The following is a 15,624-nucleotide window of genomic DNA, read 5'->3' on the forward strand; positions in this document are numbered from 1 at the left end:
CTATCTTGGCCAGGGCAGCGAATACGTCTTAACGTTGGTGAAAAACTTCATCGCCTCAAGCACACCTTCTTTGACCGCGTTGCCGCTATCCTTGATCCCGCCGAAGGGCGACATTTCGATGCGGTAGCCGGGTTGTTCCCAGATATTTACCGTCCCGACATCAAGCCCTTCGATAAAGGCCGTGGCGCGGCGCAGATCGTTGGTGCAAACACCGGACGACAGACCGAAATCGGTGCTGTTGGAAATCTCCATAACCGCTACGTCATCATCGGGAACCCGAACGATTGGGACGATGGGGCCGAAAGTTTCCTCCATGACAAGTTCGCTGTCATGTGGCACGTGATCGACAACGATTGGGGGCAGCAACGCGCCCTGACGTCCGGGATGATAGAGGATTTTCGCGCCTTGCTTTTCGGCATCCAGAACGCGGTTTTCAAATAGCTCTGCGGCTTGCGAATGGATCACGCAGCCAAGCTGCGTTTCCGGGTCCATCGGATCGCCAAACTTGATCGCCTTGGCTTTCTCCAGCACCAGCGGCACAAATTTATCGGCGACGCTTTCCTGCACCAGAATGCGTTTCACAGCCGTGCAGCGCTGGCCGGAATTCCCCGTGGCCCCTGCAACCGCAATCGTCGCGGCCTTTTCAAGATCGGCATCGTCGAGGTCATTGAGAATAATCAGCGGATCATTACCCCCAAGCTCCAAAGCTGTGCGCTTATACCCGGCCTTGTTGGCGATCAGCTTGCCGACGGTGACGCCGCCGGTGAACGTGATGATATCGATGTTGGGGTTGGTTATCATCTCTTCCCCGATGTCCTCGGGTCGTCCGGTGACGATCTGGAACATTTCTGGCGGCAGCCCCGCCTCGTAGAGAATATCCGCGAGGGAAATCGCCGTGAGCGGTGTTAATTCCGTCGGTTTGCACACCACGCAGTTATTCGTGGCAATCGCGGGCGCGATCTTGTGGCTGACCATGTTCAGCGGGTGATTGAAGGGTGTGATCGCTGAAATCGCGCGCACGGGTTCGCGCTTGGTGAAAATCTTGCGATCCTTGCCCTGCGGGGTCAGGTCACAGGAAAATATCTGACCGTCATCCAAAATCGCCATTTGCCCGGCAAGCGTGAATACATCGTAAGACCGCCCCGTTTCGTAAAGCGCATGTTGCTGGCAAATACCAAGTTCCAGCGTCAGCCAATGGGCGAGTTCTTCGCGTTTTTCGCGGATCAGTTCACCTGCTCGAAACAGGATTTGCTGGCGCTCGTAACGCGTCAGTTTCGGCTTGTAGGCCGCCGCGATTTCGAACGCGCGGGCGGCGTGTTCGGCAGTTCCCGCGGGAACGGTGCCGATCATCTCATCCGTGTAGGGATACAGAACCTCAACCACATCGTCGGTGAAGACCTTTTCGCCTCCGATACGCATTCCGTCGTCGCGAACTTCGATCTTTTTCGTCATGTCATTGTCTTTCATGGTCAAAGCGCCGCCGCTGTTGTCGCGTAAAAGAAGGCGTCGAAGTTGCGCAAGGTTGGGGCCGATGGCAGGTCAATCACCCGGTTTACGATGAACGGCACTTCCTGCTCCGTCAATCCGCCGTGACTGCGCAAGGGTTCCTTCAGCGCTGCGAGGTCGTGCCGATGGGCCGAGGTGCCGATGGTCATATTCTCGGTCGAGATCATGACAACATCGCCAATCCGGTCGCCGGGAAGTTCGAAGCGTTTCATCGCCTCGGCTTTGTCGACAACGGCCATCATCCCATCCGTCGCCTTCAGCATTGCAATGATGTCGGCATGATCCGCGCCATCCGGCAGATAGGCAGTCGCGAAAGACCCAAGCGCGCCGTGATGCACAACATAAGGGTCCGTGATCGGCAAGATCACCCGCGCCGCATCTTTGCCGAGCCATTCGTCCATCAGATCTTGTACATAAACAACGGCGGGAGAGCCGTCGGCGAGGTGCTTCGGTTTCATACCGTGGTCGGCGGTCACGACGATCGCGGCGCCCATCCCGTCAAGTTCGGCAAGATACTTGTCAAACATCGCGTAGAACGATTTGGCCTCGTCGTCATCGGGCGCGTATTTGTGCTGCACGTAATCCGTCGTGGTCAGATACATCACGTCCGGTTTCCAGTCACGCAGCAGCCTGACGCCAGCCGCAAAGACGAATTCCGATAGGTCGGCGGAATAAACCTCCGGCTGCGGCATCCCGAGCCACGCGCTGGCCTTGTCCTGCCCGTGCTCGGCGGTAGTGGTCGTATCCGACTTCTCCGCTGAAAAACACTTCGCCCGGTCGTCGTCAAAAGACAGCCCCGCGCCGAGAAGCGCACGCAACTTGTCCTTGGCCGTCACGATGGCGACCTTCGCACCCGCGTCGTAAAACTGCTTGAAAACGGTCGGCGCCCGCAAGAAGCGCACGTCGTTCATCATCACCTCTTCGCCCGTATCCGGGTCAAACAGGAAGTTGCCGCAAATCCCGTGCACGGACGGCGGACGCCCGGTGGCGATGGACAGGTTGTTCGGATTGGTGAAGGACGGAATGACCGAGTGCGCCAGCCGATCCGTTCCGGTTTCACGCATCCGTTTCAGCGTCGGCATCAGCCCATCGGCAATCGCCGCATCAAGGTAAGCCGGTTCACAGCCATCTAGGCAAATCGCAATCGCAGGCACCTTCGGCGTTGGATATACGCGTTCGTTGGCCTCAACCGGGGTTTGAATAGTCATTCAGTCTTCCTTCTTCTTCACGCCGCGAGGCGTTCACGTTCTTTCAATGCCGCCGCTGGCGGAGCTGCGTTTTCCACGCCCATATCGGACAGGCATACCTTTGCCGCTGTGACGACGTCCGCCATAACATGAGGGTCCATCTGCCCGATGCAACCGATCCGAAAGCTGTCCGCAACGGTCAGCTTGCCGGGGTAGATGATGAACCCCTTGGCTTTCATCAACTCGTAAAACCGATCAAACGAAAACGCCGGATCGGCCGGGCAGAAGAATGTCACGATGATCGGCGACAGCCAGCGGTCATCAAGCAAGGTTTCAAACCCAAGGGACCGCATCCCCGCTACGACCTTGTCCCGGTTCGCGGTGTAACGCGCACCCCGTCCGGCAACGCCGCCTTCGGCTTCATGCGCACGCAGCGCCTCCATAAACGCAGCAACCACATGGGTTGGGGGCGTGAACCGCCACTGACCCGTCTTGTTCATATGCGACCACTGCGCGTGGAGATCGAGGCTGAGGGAGTTTGAGTTGCCTTTCGCGGCCTCAAGCTCCTCCACCCGCGCAATGACAAAGCCAAACCCCGGCACGCCTTCGATGCACTTGTTTGCCGAAGACACCATCGCCTCATACCGGATTTCGGATGGGTCGAGCGGGATGGCCCCAAAAGCCGACATGCTATCGACCAGCAGTTTGCGGCCGGCGGCGTAGGTCGCCTCTGATATCTCCGCCAGCGGATTGAGGATGCCAGAACTGGTTTCACAGTGTATCGCGACGACATACGTGATCGCCGGATCGGCACTTAGCGCTTGTGCAACCTCTGCCCCTCGCGGCGGCAGGAAATCACCCTTGTCGATCACCACATGGTCACGGCCCAGATACTCCAACGTTTGCGCCGCCCGTTTGCCGTATGCCCCGTTGGCAAGCAAAAGCGCCTTTCCGTCCTTCGGAATGAACGACCCCAGCATCGCCTCAACCGCGAAGGTGCCGGAGCCTTGCATCGGCACGCAGTCAAACCCGGCGGATGCATCGCCAATCATTGCAAGAAGGCGCGCGCGCATTTCCGCTGTCATCGCGCGGAAATCGTCATCCCAGCTGCCCCAATCGCGCAGCATCGCTTCTTTCACGGGAAAAGACGTGGTCAACGGACCAGGGGTCAGAAGGTAAGGTTCCCCCAATCGAGGCGCTTCGATTTTCTGCGGATCTGCCCCCATCTTCAACCTCCTGTCGCGCGGTGCTTATTCGACTTTTGACGAAAGCCCATACATATGTAAAATTGCTAATTGGTATCGAAATATAAGCAAAAATGATAACAACGAAATGACGGTTTCAGATGCGCCATAGCCAGCTTAAAGCATTTCATAATGTAGCCCTTCACGGCGGGTTTTCCCGCGCGGCAGAGGCGTTGTTTTTGACGCAACCCGCAATCTCAGAACAGGTGCGGAAGCTCGAACAGGATCACGATGTCCTGCTGTTTTCACGCGACCGAAAGCGGGTTCGACTGACCAAAGAAGGCGAACGTCTGTTCCTTCTGACCCGGCAATTGTTCGAGGTCGAAGAGCAGATCGAAGAATACATGTCCGAAACCCGCGCCGCCGTCGAAGGATCGCTGCGCATCATCGCGGACTCTGCGCATTACATCACCGGCGTGCTGGCCCGGTTTCGCAAGAAACACCCCAAGGTGCTGGTTTCGCTGCGAACCGGAAACTCCGAAGAAGTGCTGAGCGAACTTCGCGCCTACAACGCCGAAATTGGGATCGTCGGCAGTATCGCCCCCGGTCAGGACATGGAAAAGCTGGACCTGGGTGCATCGCCCATTGTGGCGATTGCGGCGAAAGGATTTTTCCCCGCCGAGACGCGCCAACTTGATCTGCACGATCTGGCCGAAATGCCGTTGGTGTTTCGAGAGAAGGGATCAAAAACCCGCCAGAAACTCGAAGATGCCGCAGCCCAATTGAAAGTCAAACTCATCCCCGCGATTGAGGCGGAAGGCCGTGAAGCGATGAGGGAGGTCGTCGCCTCCGGTGCCGGGGTCGGTTTCGTTTCGGGGGCCGAGGTCGGGCGTGATGACCGGATCGTCGAAATCCCCCTGACCGGAGTCACGATCAGCATGAACGAAACCCTGATCTACCTCTCCCAGCGCCGCGACGTTCGGGTCATCCGCGCGTTCATGGAACACGCCTCAGCGCTTGGTGCAAAACCCTAGCGCGACCGCCAAGCCTGCGTTCGTTTCAAGATGCCTTTCGACGCGATCAAATGCAGAATGCGTGCGGTTGCGTTGGTGTAAAAGATCATCATCCCCATTGCCGCCGCTGGCGCGACATCGCCCGCGTCGTCCATGTTCAGCACGGCAATTGAGGCGAGGTTCGTTTTTGGCGAGTAAAGAAACACCACCGCCGATACCGTCGTCATCGCGTTCACGAACAGATAGATTGAAATGTCGAGAACGGCGGGCAAGCACACCGGCACCGTCACCCGCGAAAACAGCTTGAGCGTTGGCTGCTTCAGTGAGGCGGAGACAGACTCAAACTCCCGATCCATTTGCTTTAGCGCGGTCACCGCCGTGAGGTGAGAGACCGTGTAGAAATGCGTCACCGTGCAAACGACAAGAATCGCCATCGTGCCGTAAATCGCGTTCAGCGGGTTCGCGGGGTTGTTGAAGAAGAAAATATAGGCAAGGCCCAGCACCATCCCCGGAATGGCCATCGGCAACATGGCGAACATCTGGAACAGGTTGCGCCCGGTTTTGAAGCCATTGGATTTCTCAACCAAATAGGCACCGAAAAAGACAATCGCCGTGCCAAAGATCGCGGTTAGAAGCCCCAATTTGATGGAATTGAAATAGGAGGCCCAACCGCCGCCATCCATCCGGTCAAACTGGAAGTTGCGCAGGCTGAAGCTGAGGTCATAGGGCCAGAACTTGATCAGCGCCGCGAACTGGCAGACAGCCAGCAATCCGACGATAAACACGGCAACAGCGCAGCAATAGGCGAACCAGCCCCAATCCGCCTTGGTGTTCGGCGTCGGCTGATACGGAACGGACCGGGCCGAGAGCAACGCCACCTGTTTGCCCTGCACCAATCGGTCGATGGCAAAGGCAAAGATCGCCGGGACAACCAGCACGACAGACACCACCGCGCCCATTTCAAAATTCTGCTGTCCGATCACCTGCTTGTAGATGTCGACCGCCAGCACATTGAACTGCCCGCCGATCACTTTCGGTAATCCAAAATCTGTGATGACAAGGTTGAACACGACAAACGCGGCCGAGATCAAACCATACCGCGCGCCCGGAATTGTCACGGTCCAGAACGTGCGCCACGGGCTTGCGCGCAAGGACACCGCCGCTTCGTAAAGGCGCATGTCCGAAATCGCCAAGGCCGTCGAAATAATCAGAAACGCGTGCGGGAAGGTGAAAAACACCGACCCGATCACGATGCCGATTGGCCCGTAAATACTTGCCCCGAACAAGAGTTCCTTCAGCATCCCTTGATTACCGAACAGGTAGACCAATGCGATCCCCGGCAGAAGTGACGGCACGAGGATCGGCGCCATTGCGATCAGCTTGAATGCGCCCTTGAAACGCATACAACTTCGGCTGAGAGCGTAAGCGAACCCAAAGGCCAGCGTGACCGTAACCACCGTGCTGATCAACGCGATCACCAAGGAGTTTTGGATCGACTTGAACAGCGCTGGCGTCGAAAAGTAATTCTCGAAGTTGCCGAGGCCAACATCCTTCACGGGCCGCAACTGCACACGCCGGAAGGTGTTTGAATCAAGCTCCACCCACTCCGTCCCCGTTTGCAATGTGGACCCGACGAGAAACCGACCGTCTTCGTTCGTGTTGCGCAATCGATAAAGGACGGGGCTGCGGAAACTGAAATCAGGGAAGAATTGCGTGACCGGCAACCTGCCATCCGCCCCGGCGGTTAGATCGGAGTCAGGCACGACGTCAAGCTGTTCGTTCAAGGTGGCAAACGTGACAGGATCAGTAACAAACTGCCCACCTTCGTCGCTCTCCTGCACCTCATACTGCCCAAGCTCAAACTTGAAGGTCGAAAAGCTTTTGGACAGCATCGCGTAAAGCGGAAAGATCAGCGTGACGATCAGATAAAGCGCAATCACGACCATGCCGCCGCGCATGATCAGGTCGTCCCGGCTCAGCTTTCCGCGAATGCGCGGACCGGACGGGAGCGTTTGGGGTGTCGTATCAGTCACGGCCTAGTCCCCTGCCCGTTCAAACGCCATCAGCCTGCCTTCCGGCAATTCGATTGCGATGGTCTTGCCTTCTTCAAGCGCTAGCCGTCGCACGGCATTGATGGAAAAATCGGCGATCAACTCGTTGTCGCCAAATTGTGCACTTTGCAGACGGCATCGCCAGAAAGAGCCAAGGAACTCCATCTCGTTCAGCAGAACTTCAAGGCCGTTTTCGTTGCCTTCTTCAGGAGTATGACCTGCACCCCGTGGGATAACGTCTTCGGGGCGGATCGCGGCGACGACGTCCTCGCCATCGCGGAAGTCATGGGCGTGACAGGCAAAGTGTTTTTCGCCAATGCGAAGGCGCCCGGTTTCCCCGATTGAGGACGGGATTTGGTTCATCTCTCCGATGAAATCCGCGACGAACAGCGTTTGCGGCTCGCGATAAACTTCCGTCGGCGTGCCGACCTGTTCGATAACGCCGTGGTTCATCACAACGATCCGGTCGGCCATCGAAAGCGCTTCTTCCTGATCGTGCGTCACCATCACGGTTGTCACACCAAGTTTGCGCTGTAATTCTTTGATTTCATGCCGTAAGTGCACGCGAACTTTCGCGTCGAGCGCTGATAGAGGCTCATCCAACAGCAGAAGGCCGGGATTGGTCGCAATCGCCCGCGCCAGTGCAATCCGTTGCTGTTGCCCGCCGGAAAGCTGTGCCGGATACTTGCGCCCTTGGTCGGGCAAGCCGACGAGATCAAGAAGCTCTGCAACGCGGTGGTTGATTTCAGCCTTTGAACGCCCGGTATTCTCCAACCCGAACGCGATATTCTTTTCAATCGAAAGGTTCGGGAACAGCGCGTAGGATTGGAACACGATGCCAAAATCCCGCTCTGACGGTGGAAGGTTCGACACGTCCTTGCCGTCCTGATGCACCGACCCTTGGGTTTGCAAATCAAGGCCCGCAATCGCGCGCAGCAACGTGGTCTTGCCGCATCCCGACGGACCGAGGAAACACACAAACTCCCCTTCCTCTATCGCGAGAGAAATGTCCTTTAGGGCAAGGAAATCCCCGAATGCTTTCCAAAGCGCGTCGATTTGCAGGTAGGGGGTTTTGATGGCGGCCGCGTTGTTCACGGTGGACGTCCTTGTCTTCGATAGGTCAATGGGCGTGGTTCAGGCTAGGCCACCAAGCGGTAGGCCGGGTCAGGAGGAGCGCGAACGCTCCTCCCATTTGCAATTATTCGCGGGGCTCGGATTTCCCGTCGTAGCGGCCTTGCCACTCTTCAAGGATCGCGGCCCGGTTGTTCGCCGCGAATTCGAAATCGTTTTCGATCATCGCGTCAAGCAGACCTTCCGGGAAATGTTCGACGGGTTTCGCAACACCCGGCATCGCGACAACAGCGTAGCCCGAATTATACATCTCCATCGCGCCGCGTGTGACGGTAAAGTCGACCAGCTTTTGCGCGGCTTCAATGTCGTCGGTGCCCGCAACGATTGCGGTCGCTTCCATATCCCAGCCGACACCCTCGGACGGCACGATGATCTCCAGCGGTGCGCCGTCGGCTTTGGATTTCGCTCCGCGGAAGGCGAAAGAAACGCCAATCGGGATTTCGCCAGCCGCGGCCAGCTTGCACGGTTTCGACCCGGAATGGGTATAACGCGCAATGTTCTGGTGAAGCGCGTCCATATACTCCCAGCCGCCCTCTTCCCCGAAGATCTGAAGCCAGCTTGAAACATCAAGAAAGCCGGTGCCCGAGGAATTCGGGTTCGGCATGATAACGTGGCCTTCATACATCGGGTCGGTCAGGTCTTGCCACGAGGTCGGCGGCGTCAGGCCGTTCGCCTCGGCCTCAACCGTGTTGTAGCAGACCGCCGCAACCCAGGCGTCCATACCGACCCACGCGGGCGGGCTGTCGCCATCGACGAATTTGGGATCAAGTTCCTCAACACCGGCGGGGGCGTAGGGTTCAAGCATCCCTTCGGATTTCAGCAGCAGAAGCGACGTTGCAGCCAGCCCCCAAATCACATCGGCCTGCGGATTGTCCCGTTCGGCCAGCAGTTTCGCGGTAATAATCCCGGTGGAATCGCGCACCCAATTGATCGTGATATCAGGGTGTTCTTCATTAAATGCAGCAGCATAGCGGGCAAGGTCTTCTGCTTCGACGGCGGTGTAAACGGTAAGCTCCGTTTGCGCCGCAAGGCTCGTGGCAGACAGCATCCCCGCCGCAATCGACATAACAAGCGATTTGCGGATTTTCATGCGTTCAGTCTCCTCTTCTGTTGGGTGCACGCGCGTGCTTTTCTTTGTTTTTTGTAACGGCCCCATGACCATGAACCGAGTGTTGCAGGTTTAATGAACAAGAAAAATCGATATTTTCTACTAGATCATAGGCACACCCTATGAAAGCGATAACTCGAAAACACGCTAAAGGTTATTTCGACTGACGCTGCTAAAGTCACAGATTTACCGTATGGCGATCCGGGTCTACAAAGCGTTGACGAAAATGGGGGCCTCGATGCCGATTGATGAAATGCGACGGATGGCGCGGCGGCTGTTCGATGCTGCAGTGCAGGCCGCCGACCCCGCGACCGCTGTGCGGCGCTATTTTGCGGAGCATTCGGCTCCGAGCCCGGAGGATAGCGGCGTAACCTACGTCATCGCAATTGGCAAAGCCGCCCCGGCTATGCTTGGCGAAGCGTTGGATCACATCGCAGGGCCAGTCCGTGCCCTCGGCGTCACACACCGCGAAAACGAACACACCGTGCCGGGCGTTGAAATCCTGCGGGCCGGGCATCCGGTGCCCGATCAGGCGGGCTACAACGCGGCGCAGCGGATCATCGCGCTGCTGTCCGAGGTGGCGGAGAACGACCGGGTCGTCGCGCTCATCTCCGGCGGCGGTTCCGCGCTGATCCCGGCCCCGGCGGGCGATCTGACGCTGGGTGACAAGATGGCTGTCAATCGGCTGCTTCTTGAAAGCGGGCTTGATATCAACGTGATGAACCTAGTCCGGCAGCAACTGTCCGACCTTAAGGGAGGTGGCTTCCTGCGCTACGCGGCCCCTGCCCCGGTCACGGCGCTGATCCTGTCCGATGTGATCGGCGATGACCTTCGCGCGATTGCAAGCGGCCCGACGGTTGCGCCCCTCGGCACCAGCGCGGACGCGATGAAGCTTCTGCGGGATAACGGCATTTGGGATCACCTGCCGGATCGCGTCCGCAGCTACCTTTCGACGAAGAAGGACACCGCCGCCGACACTCCGGCAGAAAACACACTGATCGGCAGCAATCGGGTCAGCCTCGCGGCGGCCCACTCTGCCGCTACCGATTGGGACGCACGGATCGCGGACAATCATCTGACCGGCGACGTGCAAACAGCGGCCGACAAGATCGTAAGGGCGGCGGTCAAGGAGGCTGCCAAAAAACCCACAGCACTGATCTTTGGCGGTGAGACGACAGTGAAGATTAAAGGCGACGGGCGCGGCGGACGCAATCAGGAACTCGCGTTGCGGGTCGCACAGATCGCCGATGGGCTTCTTGGCGGACACTGGGTTTTCCTAAGCGGCGGAACCGATGGCCGGGACGGCCCGACCGACGCTGCCGGAGGCGTGGTCGACCCCGGAACCCTCAACCGGATCAGTATGGCCGGACAAGATGTCAAAGCGCTGCTGGCCAACAACGACAGCTACGCCGCCCTGAAATCCGCCGGCGATCTTTTGATGACCGGCGCGACGGGAACGAATGTGGCTGATGTTCAGATATTGCTGCTGCGGCCCGCGAACGGATAGGCGCGGACCAGCGCCGAGATCATACCGCTACCGGACGGGTGCCGACAAATCCCGCGAATCTAACAACATCGAGCTCAGCACCCGGCCCTCATAAGCTTTCACCTCGGGCAGAGACAACGTTCGGCTGTCGGTGGTGATGCCGGGGAACAGGCTTTCAAGCTCATCAAGCTGGGCGGCGGACATCGCCGTTAGCGCAACGTCGCCGACGTGGAAGCTCTCGGCCGGACAGCCGTTGGCGAAAATCACCTCGTGATCATCAAGCGCAATGTGCCAGTATTCAAGCTCTGGGAACGCGTCGCCGCTGTGCCGGATGGTCTTGCCGTTCAGCAGGCTTTTCGCGCTGGCGAGCACGGCGGATTCCGCGACGATCAGATCGACATGACCGCCTTCGATCAAGATGCGATGCTGGGGCGAAACGTGCAGATCCTTCGCGGGCGTGTTGCGCCCCAAGGCATCCGCTTCGATCACAATCGGCTCAAGGCTCGAATTACCGCGCCGACGTTCTTCCGACACAACGGAGGACGCAATCCATCGGATCGGTTTCACGCCGTTGTCGCGGGTGACGAGTAGATCGCCGACCTTCAACGCCTCGACCAGTTTTGGCCCGTCAGAGGTCAGGATTTCGGTGCCGCGGGTAAAGCATACCTCGTTCTCGCCGAATATGGTGATTGTGACCTGATGGGTGTCGACCACGGTGGTCCCGTTCACGGTCGTCTGCGCGCCGCCTGTCCACGATGTATCGAACACCTGAATGTTGAAAGTGACCGTCATCGACTGGCCAGCGTCCAGCCCGTCAAGCGCCGGATCGTCCGAGTCGAACACGAAAGACCACGTATAGCCGCCTTCGTTATTCGCCGTGTTCTGATTTATCGTGAGCGTTCCGAAAGTCGGCACCGACAGGATGTTATAGCCACCGGCAACCCAAGAGATCGTTCCCGGCTCTGTATTTATAACCGTCCCGCTCGCTGTTGTGTTTCCGGCTCCGTTGAAGCCTTCGGTCATACTCGCGGTCGTCGGACCTGACAAACTTACCATATAATTCAGTCGCCACTTGTTAGTCGTTGCGTACCATCCGACCCGTCATCTGGAAAAGACGGAATCACACCCTGTTCTTTAACTATATATTAATCTGCTCGCTTGATCGCATGTCAGGGGAAAAACGCAGGTTTTAAGACATCGAACCCGCCGAAATGTTGCAAAAAGCACGATAACGCGCCGCAATCGGCGCTCTATTCAATCGGTGTGACGCGACTTTTCCACTTTTTCGTTCCCGCAGACCGGTGCCATTCGAGGATTTTCTTTTGGCCGTTGTGGATGCGCACCGTCTTGACGCTGTCGACCTCAATGGTCGCCTTGATATTTTCGATAATGTCTTTGCCGTGACCCCAAGGCGCCATGATATCCATGATCCAAAGCTGATCGCCAGAATTCCATTCTTCGAAATTATCAAGCCCAGTGCCAGCAATATGCTTTGCCTCAGCCTCGGCGTTCAGTTTCGCCCAGGTCACGACGCCCCGTGGCACGCCCCGTGCGCGATAAACCTGAAATTGCTTGAGGTAGATCGGCGGCTCAAACACCTTGGCGATCGCCTGCATCGACCATTTTTGGTAGAGGTTTGAGTAAAAGCAAAGAAACGCAATCTCTCCGAAAACCCGCAGAACATCGTCGTTAGGGTAAAGCGGAGAGACTTGGATCAGATCACCGGCATCCTCTTGATCTTCTGGCATCAGCAAGTCCATTTCTGAAATTCGGACGGGTGTGTTAGCTATGCCTAAATGAAACAAGTTTGTCAGTAAATCTCGGAGTTTTTCGATGCGGGACGATCCGGAAAATGCGCAAGGTGTCGATCTTACCCTGCCCCGCGTGCCCGAAACGCGGACGGAGACGATCAACCTAATCCCGTCGCACGGCTTCAAAGGATGGCTTGCGAAACACCGGGTTTCGCTGGCGTTCAACACCTACCACATCGGCAAGGTGTTCATGATGGGGCTCGACGACCTCGGGCATTTTTCGTTTTCCGACGCGTCCTTTCACCGCTCAATGGGGCTTAGCCTTCACGATGGAACGCTCTGGATGGCGAGCCTGAAGCAGGTTTGGCGGTTTGAGAATTTCCTGCGCAAGGGCCAGACCTCGCAAGGCAATGACGCGATCTTTGCGCCCGTTGGGGCCACGACGACCGGCATGATAAATTTGCATGATGTGAGGGCCAGCGAACATGGCGTTTACTTCATCTCTTGCAATTTCAACTGCATTGGACGGCTCCACGAAAAATGGAGCTTTGAGCCGCTTTGGAAGCCACCCTTCATCAGCGAATTCGCGCATGGCGACCGGTGCCACCTGAACTGTCTGGCGCTTGAACATGGGCGGCCAAAATACGTGACGTGCTTTTCAAACACCGACACGTTGCTCGGCTGGCGGTCACTTCCGAAAGACGCGGGGTCTGGCTTGTTGATCGACGTCACGACTGATGAGGTGATCTGCGAACGTCTGCACATGCCCCACTCCCCCCAGATCCATAACGGGCAGCTTTACGTTGCGAATAGCGGTGCGGGCGAGTTCGGACAGATCGACCGTGACAGCGGAGAATACACGCCGATCTGCTTCATCCCCGGCTTTACCCGCGGCGTGTCGTTCTGGAAGAATTACGCCTTCGTCGGCGCATCGAAACCCCGCGAGAACGGGGTGTTTGAGGGCAACGATAGCACCCCACTTAACCAACGTCTAAAGGATGAAGGGCTGAAACCGGAATGTTCGATCTCCGTGGTTAACCTGAATACCGGAGAGATTGAGCATCGCATCGCAATCGAAGGGCTGGCGTCGGAAATATACGATGTCTGCGTGCTGCCCGGCGTGCGGCGACCGATGATCGCCGATCTGGAAAGCGAGGCGATGAACAAGATGTTCAGGCCGTCTCGCACGCATATCTGAGCCACCCAAAAACCACCGCCAAAATCATCGATTCAAGATAGACGTTCCACTTTTGCCGGTCTTTGGCGTAGTGTTGAAGGTTCCAACGCCTTTATTCAAAGGATCATCAGCTTGGAACAGATTGTATTTACATTCCAAATGGGTGTGGTGCTTGGGCTGCTGGCCTTCACCGTTTTCTTATTCGTTTCGGAAATTATCAGGATCGACCTCGCGGCCATTCTTGTCCTCGTTATAGTCGGCATCCTCAGCTACCTGCCCGGCCTCGAACAACTGGCCGATGTGAACCATCTGTTTGACGGGTTCGCGTCGAACGCCGTTATTTCGATCATTGCGGTGATGATCGTCGGGGCGGGGTTGGATAAAACCGGGCTGATGAATAAGGTCGCCGCGGCTATCCTGAAATACGGCGGCACGACCGAAGCGCGCGTGCTGCCGATCGTGTCCGGCACCGTTGGCTTCATATCCAGTTTCCTGCAAAACGTCGGCGCGGCTGCGCTGTTCTTGCCCGTTGTCAGCCGAATATCGGCCCGCGCGAATATCCCGTTAAGCCGCCTTCTGATGCCGATGGGCTTTTGCGCGATCCTTGGGGGCACCATGACGATGGTTGGCTCGTCCCCGTTGATCCTGCTAAATGACCTGATCCAAACCGCCAATACCGGCCTGCCCGACGCCCAGAAGATGGAACCGTTCGGCCTGTTTTCCGTGACCCCCATCGGCTTTGCCCTAATCCTGAGCGGTATTTTCTACTTCCTGATCTTTGGCCGTTGGGTGCTGCCCGGCGACTCGGTCAGATTGGACGCGGCGACTGGTCATGGCACGTCGGAATACCTGCAACGGGTTTACGGCCTGCGCGCCGATGTGTTTGAGGTCGACGTGCCCGCAGAAAGCGACCTTGTCGGGCAGGTGCTGGCGGACATCAACCTTGAAAATAACCTCTACATCATCTCGACCTTCTATCGCGGCAAGACGTCGATGGTGCAAATCCTCACCGCCGAAATCGCCGCCCCTTGCCGTTTGGCGATCATCGGCAAGGCCACAGTGGTTGAGAATTTTGCGCGGAGATACGGCCTGACAATCCGCCCGTCGCTGGACGTCTTTGCCGAGGAGTTCGCCCCGACCAATGCCGGCATCGCGGAAATCGTCATCCCGCCCGATAGCACCCTTATTGGCAAATGCCCGCGGGAGATGCTGCTTCGCAAGACCTACGGGCTAAGCCTGCTGGCCATTCACCGGGGCGAAGAAACCCTGAGCCATGTCGAAACCGACGACCACGAGCCGACCCAGATCGGTCTGGTCGATTTCCGCCCCGGCGACATGCTGGTCGCGCATACGAAATGGGACAATCTGACCCGACTGAAACGGGATCAGGACTTTGTCATCGTGACCTCTGATTTTCCGCAAGAAGAACTGCGCCCGCAGAAGGTCGGCTGGGCGGTGCTGTTCTTTCTGATCTCGCTGTCGCTGATCCTGTTCACCGACATCCGCCTGTCGCTGTGCCTGCTGGTCGGCGCGGTCGGAATGCTGCTGACCCGAGTGCTCAGCATTGATGAGGCGTATCGCGCCGTTGGCTGGAACACGGTTTTCCTGTTGGCAAGCCTAATCCCCCTCGGTCAAGCGGTGCAGAACAGCGGCACCGCCGCGTGGATCGCCCAGCAGATTTTGGTGCTCCTCGACGGCTGGTCGATCCTGTCACTTCAGATCGGAGTGGCGATACTTGCAACGGTGTTTTCGCTGGTGATGTCGAATGTCGGGGCGACGGTTCTTCTCGTCCCCCTCGCCGTTTCGATCGCGGTGGCAGCGGGCGCAAACCCGGCGATCTTCGCGCTGACCGTGGCGATCTCAACCTCAAACAGCTTCATCATTCCGACCCATCAGGTAAATGCGCTCATCATGGGGCCAGCGGGCTACAAGGTCGTCGACTTCGTCAAGAGCGGCGGGATCATGACGATCATATTCCTCGTCGTATCGCTGACGATGCTGAATCTGGTTTTCTGATGTAGGGTGGCATT

The 15,624-nt window shown here is 57.5% G+C and carries 12 protein-coding genes; 4 read left to right on the forward strand and 8 right to left on the reverse strand.

The features are described from left to right. Genes phnY through ACEWPJ_RS09005 form a run of 3 tightly spaced genes read right to left on the reverse strand, consistent with a single transcriptional unit; the run spans nt 1 to nt 3,919 of the window. Nucleotides 1-1,467 carry a phosphonoacetaldehyde dehydrogenase gene (phnY, locus tag ACEWPJ_RS08995; RefSeq protein WP_416512560.1) on the reverse strand — a complete coding sequence of 489 codons (1,467 nt, stop codon included), beginning with the start codon at nt 1,465-1,467 and terminating at the stop codon, nt 1-3. A gap of 2 nt (nt 1,468-1,469) precedes the next feature. Continuing rightward, complete coding sequence (phnA, locus tag ACEWPJ_RS09000) at nt 1,470-2,714, reverse strand: phosphonoacetate hydrolase (RefSeq protein ID WP_416512562.1); 1,245 nt, start codon at nt 2,712-2,714, stop codon at nt 1,470-1,472. A 17-nt stretch (nt 2,715-2,731) separates the two neighbouring features. Further along, nucleotides 2,732-3,919: a 2-aminoethylphosphonate--pyruvate transaminase gene (locus ACEWPJ_RS09005; protein WP_416512564.1), complete on the reverse strand. Its 1,188-nt coding sequence runs from the start codon at nt 3,917-3,919 to the stop codon at nt 2,732-2,734. Nucleotides 3,920-4,038: 119 nt separating this feature from the next. On the opposite strand from ACEWPJ_RS09005, the gene ACEWPJ_RS09010 reads away from it, so the two are divergent. Further along, nucleotides 4,039-4,911, forward strand: a complete 873-nt coding sequence (locus tag ACEWPJ_RS09010; protein WP_416512566.1) for a LysR substrate-binding domain-containing protein — start codon at nt 4,039-4,041, stop codon at nt 4,909-4,911. Here ACEWPJ_RS09010 and ACEWPJ_RS09015 read toward each other — a convergent pair. The 3 genes from ACEWPJ_RS09015 to ACEWPJ_RS09025 all read right to left on the reverse strand — a co-directional run bounded on the left by ACEWPJ_RS09015 (nt 4,908) and on the right by ACEWPJ_RS09025 (nt 9,162). Next, nucleotides 4,908-6,923: a putative 2-aminoethylphosphonate ABC transporter permease subunit gene (locus ACEWPJ_RS09015; protein ID WP_416512568.1), complete on the reverse strand. Its 2,016-nt coding sequence runs from the start codon at nt 6,921-6,923 to the stop codon at nt 4,908-4,910. The genes ACEWPJ_RS09010 and ACEWPJ_RS09015 overlap by 4 nt on opposite strands. A 3-nt stretch (nt 6,924-6,926) precedes the next feature. After that, nucleotides 6,927-8,036, reverse strand: coding sequence for a putative 2-aminoethylphosphonate ABC transporter ATP-binding protein (locus tag ACEWPJ_RS09020; RefSeq protein WP_416512570.1), 1,110 nt, complete (start codon nt 8,034-8,036; stop codon nt 6,927-6,929). Nucleotides 8,037-8,139: 103 nt separating this feature from the next. Then, nucleotides 8,140-9,162, reverse strand: a complete 1,023-nt coding sequence (locus ACEWPJ_RS09025; protein WP_416512572.1) for a putative 2-aminoethylphosphonate ABC transporter substrate-binding protein — start codon at nt 9,160-9,162, stop codon at nt 8,140-8,142. Nucleotides 9,163-9,418: 256 nt separating this feature from the next. On the opposite strand from ACEWPJ_RS09025, the gene ACEWPJ_RS09030 reads away from it, so the two are divergent. Continuing rightward, on the forward strand, nt 9,419-10,687 hold the full coding sequence (locus tag ACEWPJ_RS09030; protein WP_416512574.1) for a glycerate kinase type-2 family protein: 1,269 nt from the start codon (nt 9,419-9,421) through the stop codon (nt 10,685-10,687). Nucleotides 10,688-10,714: 27 nt separating this feature from the next. Here ACEWPJ_RS09030 and ACEWPJ_RS09035 read toward each other — a convergent pair whose 3' ends face one another. Together ACEWPJ_RS09035 and ACEWPJ_RS09040 are read right to left on the reverse strand one after the other, a co-directional pair. Beyond that, the gene (locus tag ACEWPJ_RS09035) at nt 10,715-11,722 is read right to left on the reverse strand and encodes a Hint domain-containing protein (RefSeq protein ID WP_416512576.1); all 1,008 of its coding nucleotides are present in this window, start codon (nt 11,720-11,722) and stop codon (nt 10,715-10,717) included. Nucleotides 11,723-11,916: 194 nt separating this feature from the next. After that, a complete protein-coding gene (locus ACEWPJ_RS09040; RefSeq protein ID WP_416512578.1) occupies nt 11,917-12,414 on the reverse strand; it encodes a toxin-activating lysine-acyltransferase in 498 nt (165 codons plus the stop codon). Nucleotides 12,415-12,499: 85 nt separating this feature from the next. On the opposite strand from ACEWPJ_RS09040, the gene ACEWPJ_RS09045 reads away from it, so the two are divergent. Together ACEWPJ_RS09045 and ACEWPJ_RS09050 are read left to right on the forward strand one after the other, a co-directional pair. Beyond that, a complete protein-coding gene (locus tag ACEWPJ_RS09045; protein ID WP_416512580.1) occupies nt 12,500-13,615 on the forward strand; it encodes a TIGR03032 family protein in 1,116 nt (371 codons plus the stop codon). Nucleotides 13,616-13,753: 138 nt separating this feature from the next. Beyond that, the gene (locus ACEWPJ_RS09050; protein WP_416513028.1) at nt 13,754-15,610 is read left to right on the forward strand and encodes an SLC13 family permease; all 1,857 of its coding nucleotides are present in this window, start codon (nt 13,754-13,756) and stop codon (nt 15,608-15,610) included. Nucleotides 15,611-15,624: the final 14 nt, after the last annotated feature.

The organism is Aliiroseovarius sp. YM-037 (assembly GCF_048060095.1).
In the GTDB taxonomy this organism is placed as follows: Bacteria; Pseudomonadota; Alphaproteobacteria; order Rhodobacterales; family Rhodobacteraceae; genus JBLUOA01.

Coding starts and splice junctions, on each gene's coding strand:
- ACEWPJ_RS09010 (WP_416512566.1), top strand. CDS start 4,039: ATGCGCCATAGCCAGCTTAAAGCATTTCATAATGTAGCCCTTCACGGC.
- ACEWPJ_RS09035 (WP_416512576.1), bottom strand. CDS start 11,722: ATGGTAAGTTTGTCAGGTCCGACGACCGCGAGTATGACCGAAGGCTTC.
- ACEWPJ_RS09050 (WP_416513028.1), top strand. CDS start 13,754: ATGGGTGTGGTGCTTGGGCTGCTGGCCTTCACCGTTTTCTTATTCGTT.
- ACEWPJ_RS09045 (WP_416512580.1), top strand. CDS start 12,500: ATGCGGGACGATCCGGAAAATGCGCAAGGTGTCGATCTTACCCTGCCC.
- ACEWPJ_RS09030 (WP_416512574.1), top strand. CDS start 9,419: ATGCCGATTGATGAAATGCGACGGATGGCGCGGCGGCTGTTCGATGCT.
- ACEWPJ_RS09040 (WP_416512578.1), bottom strand. CDS start 12,414: ATGCCAGAAGATCAAGAGGATGCCGGTGATCTGATCCAAGTCTCTCCG.
- phnY (WP_416512560.1), bottom strand. CDS start 1,467: ATGAAAGACAATGACATGACGAAAAAGATCGAAGTTCGCGACGACGGA.
- ACEWPJ_RS09025 (WP_416512572.1), bottom strand. CDS start 9,162: ATGAAAATCCGCAAATCGCTTGTTATGTCGATTGCGGCGGGGATGCTG.
- phnA (WP_416512562.1), bottom strand. CDS start 2,714: ATGACTATTCAAACCCCGGTTGAGGCCAACGAACGCGTATATCCAACG.
- ACEWPJ_RS09005 (WP_416512564.1), bottom strand. CDS start 3,919: ATGGGGGCAGATCCGCAGAAAATCGAAGCGCCTCGATTGGGGGAACCT.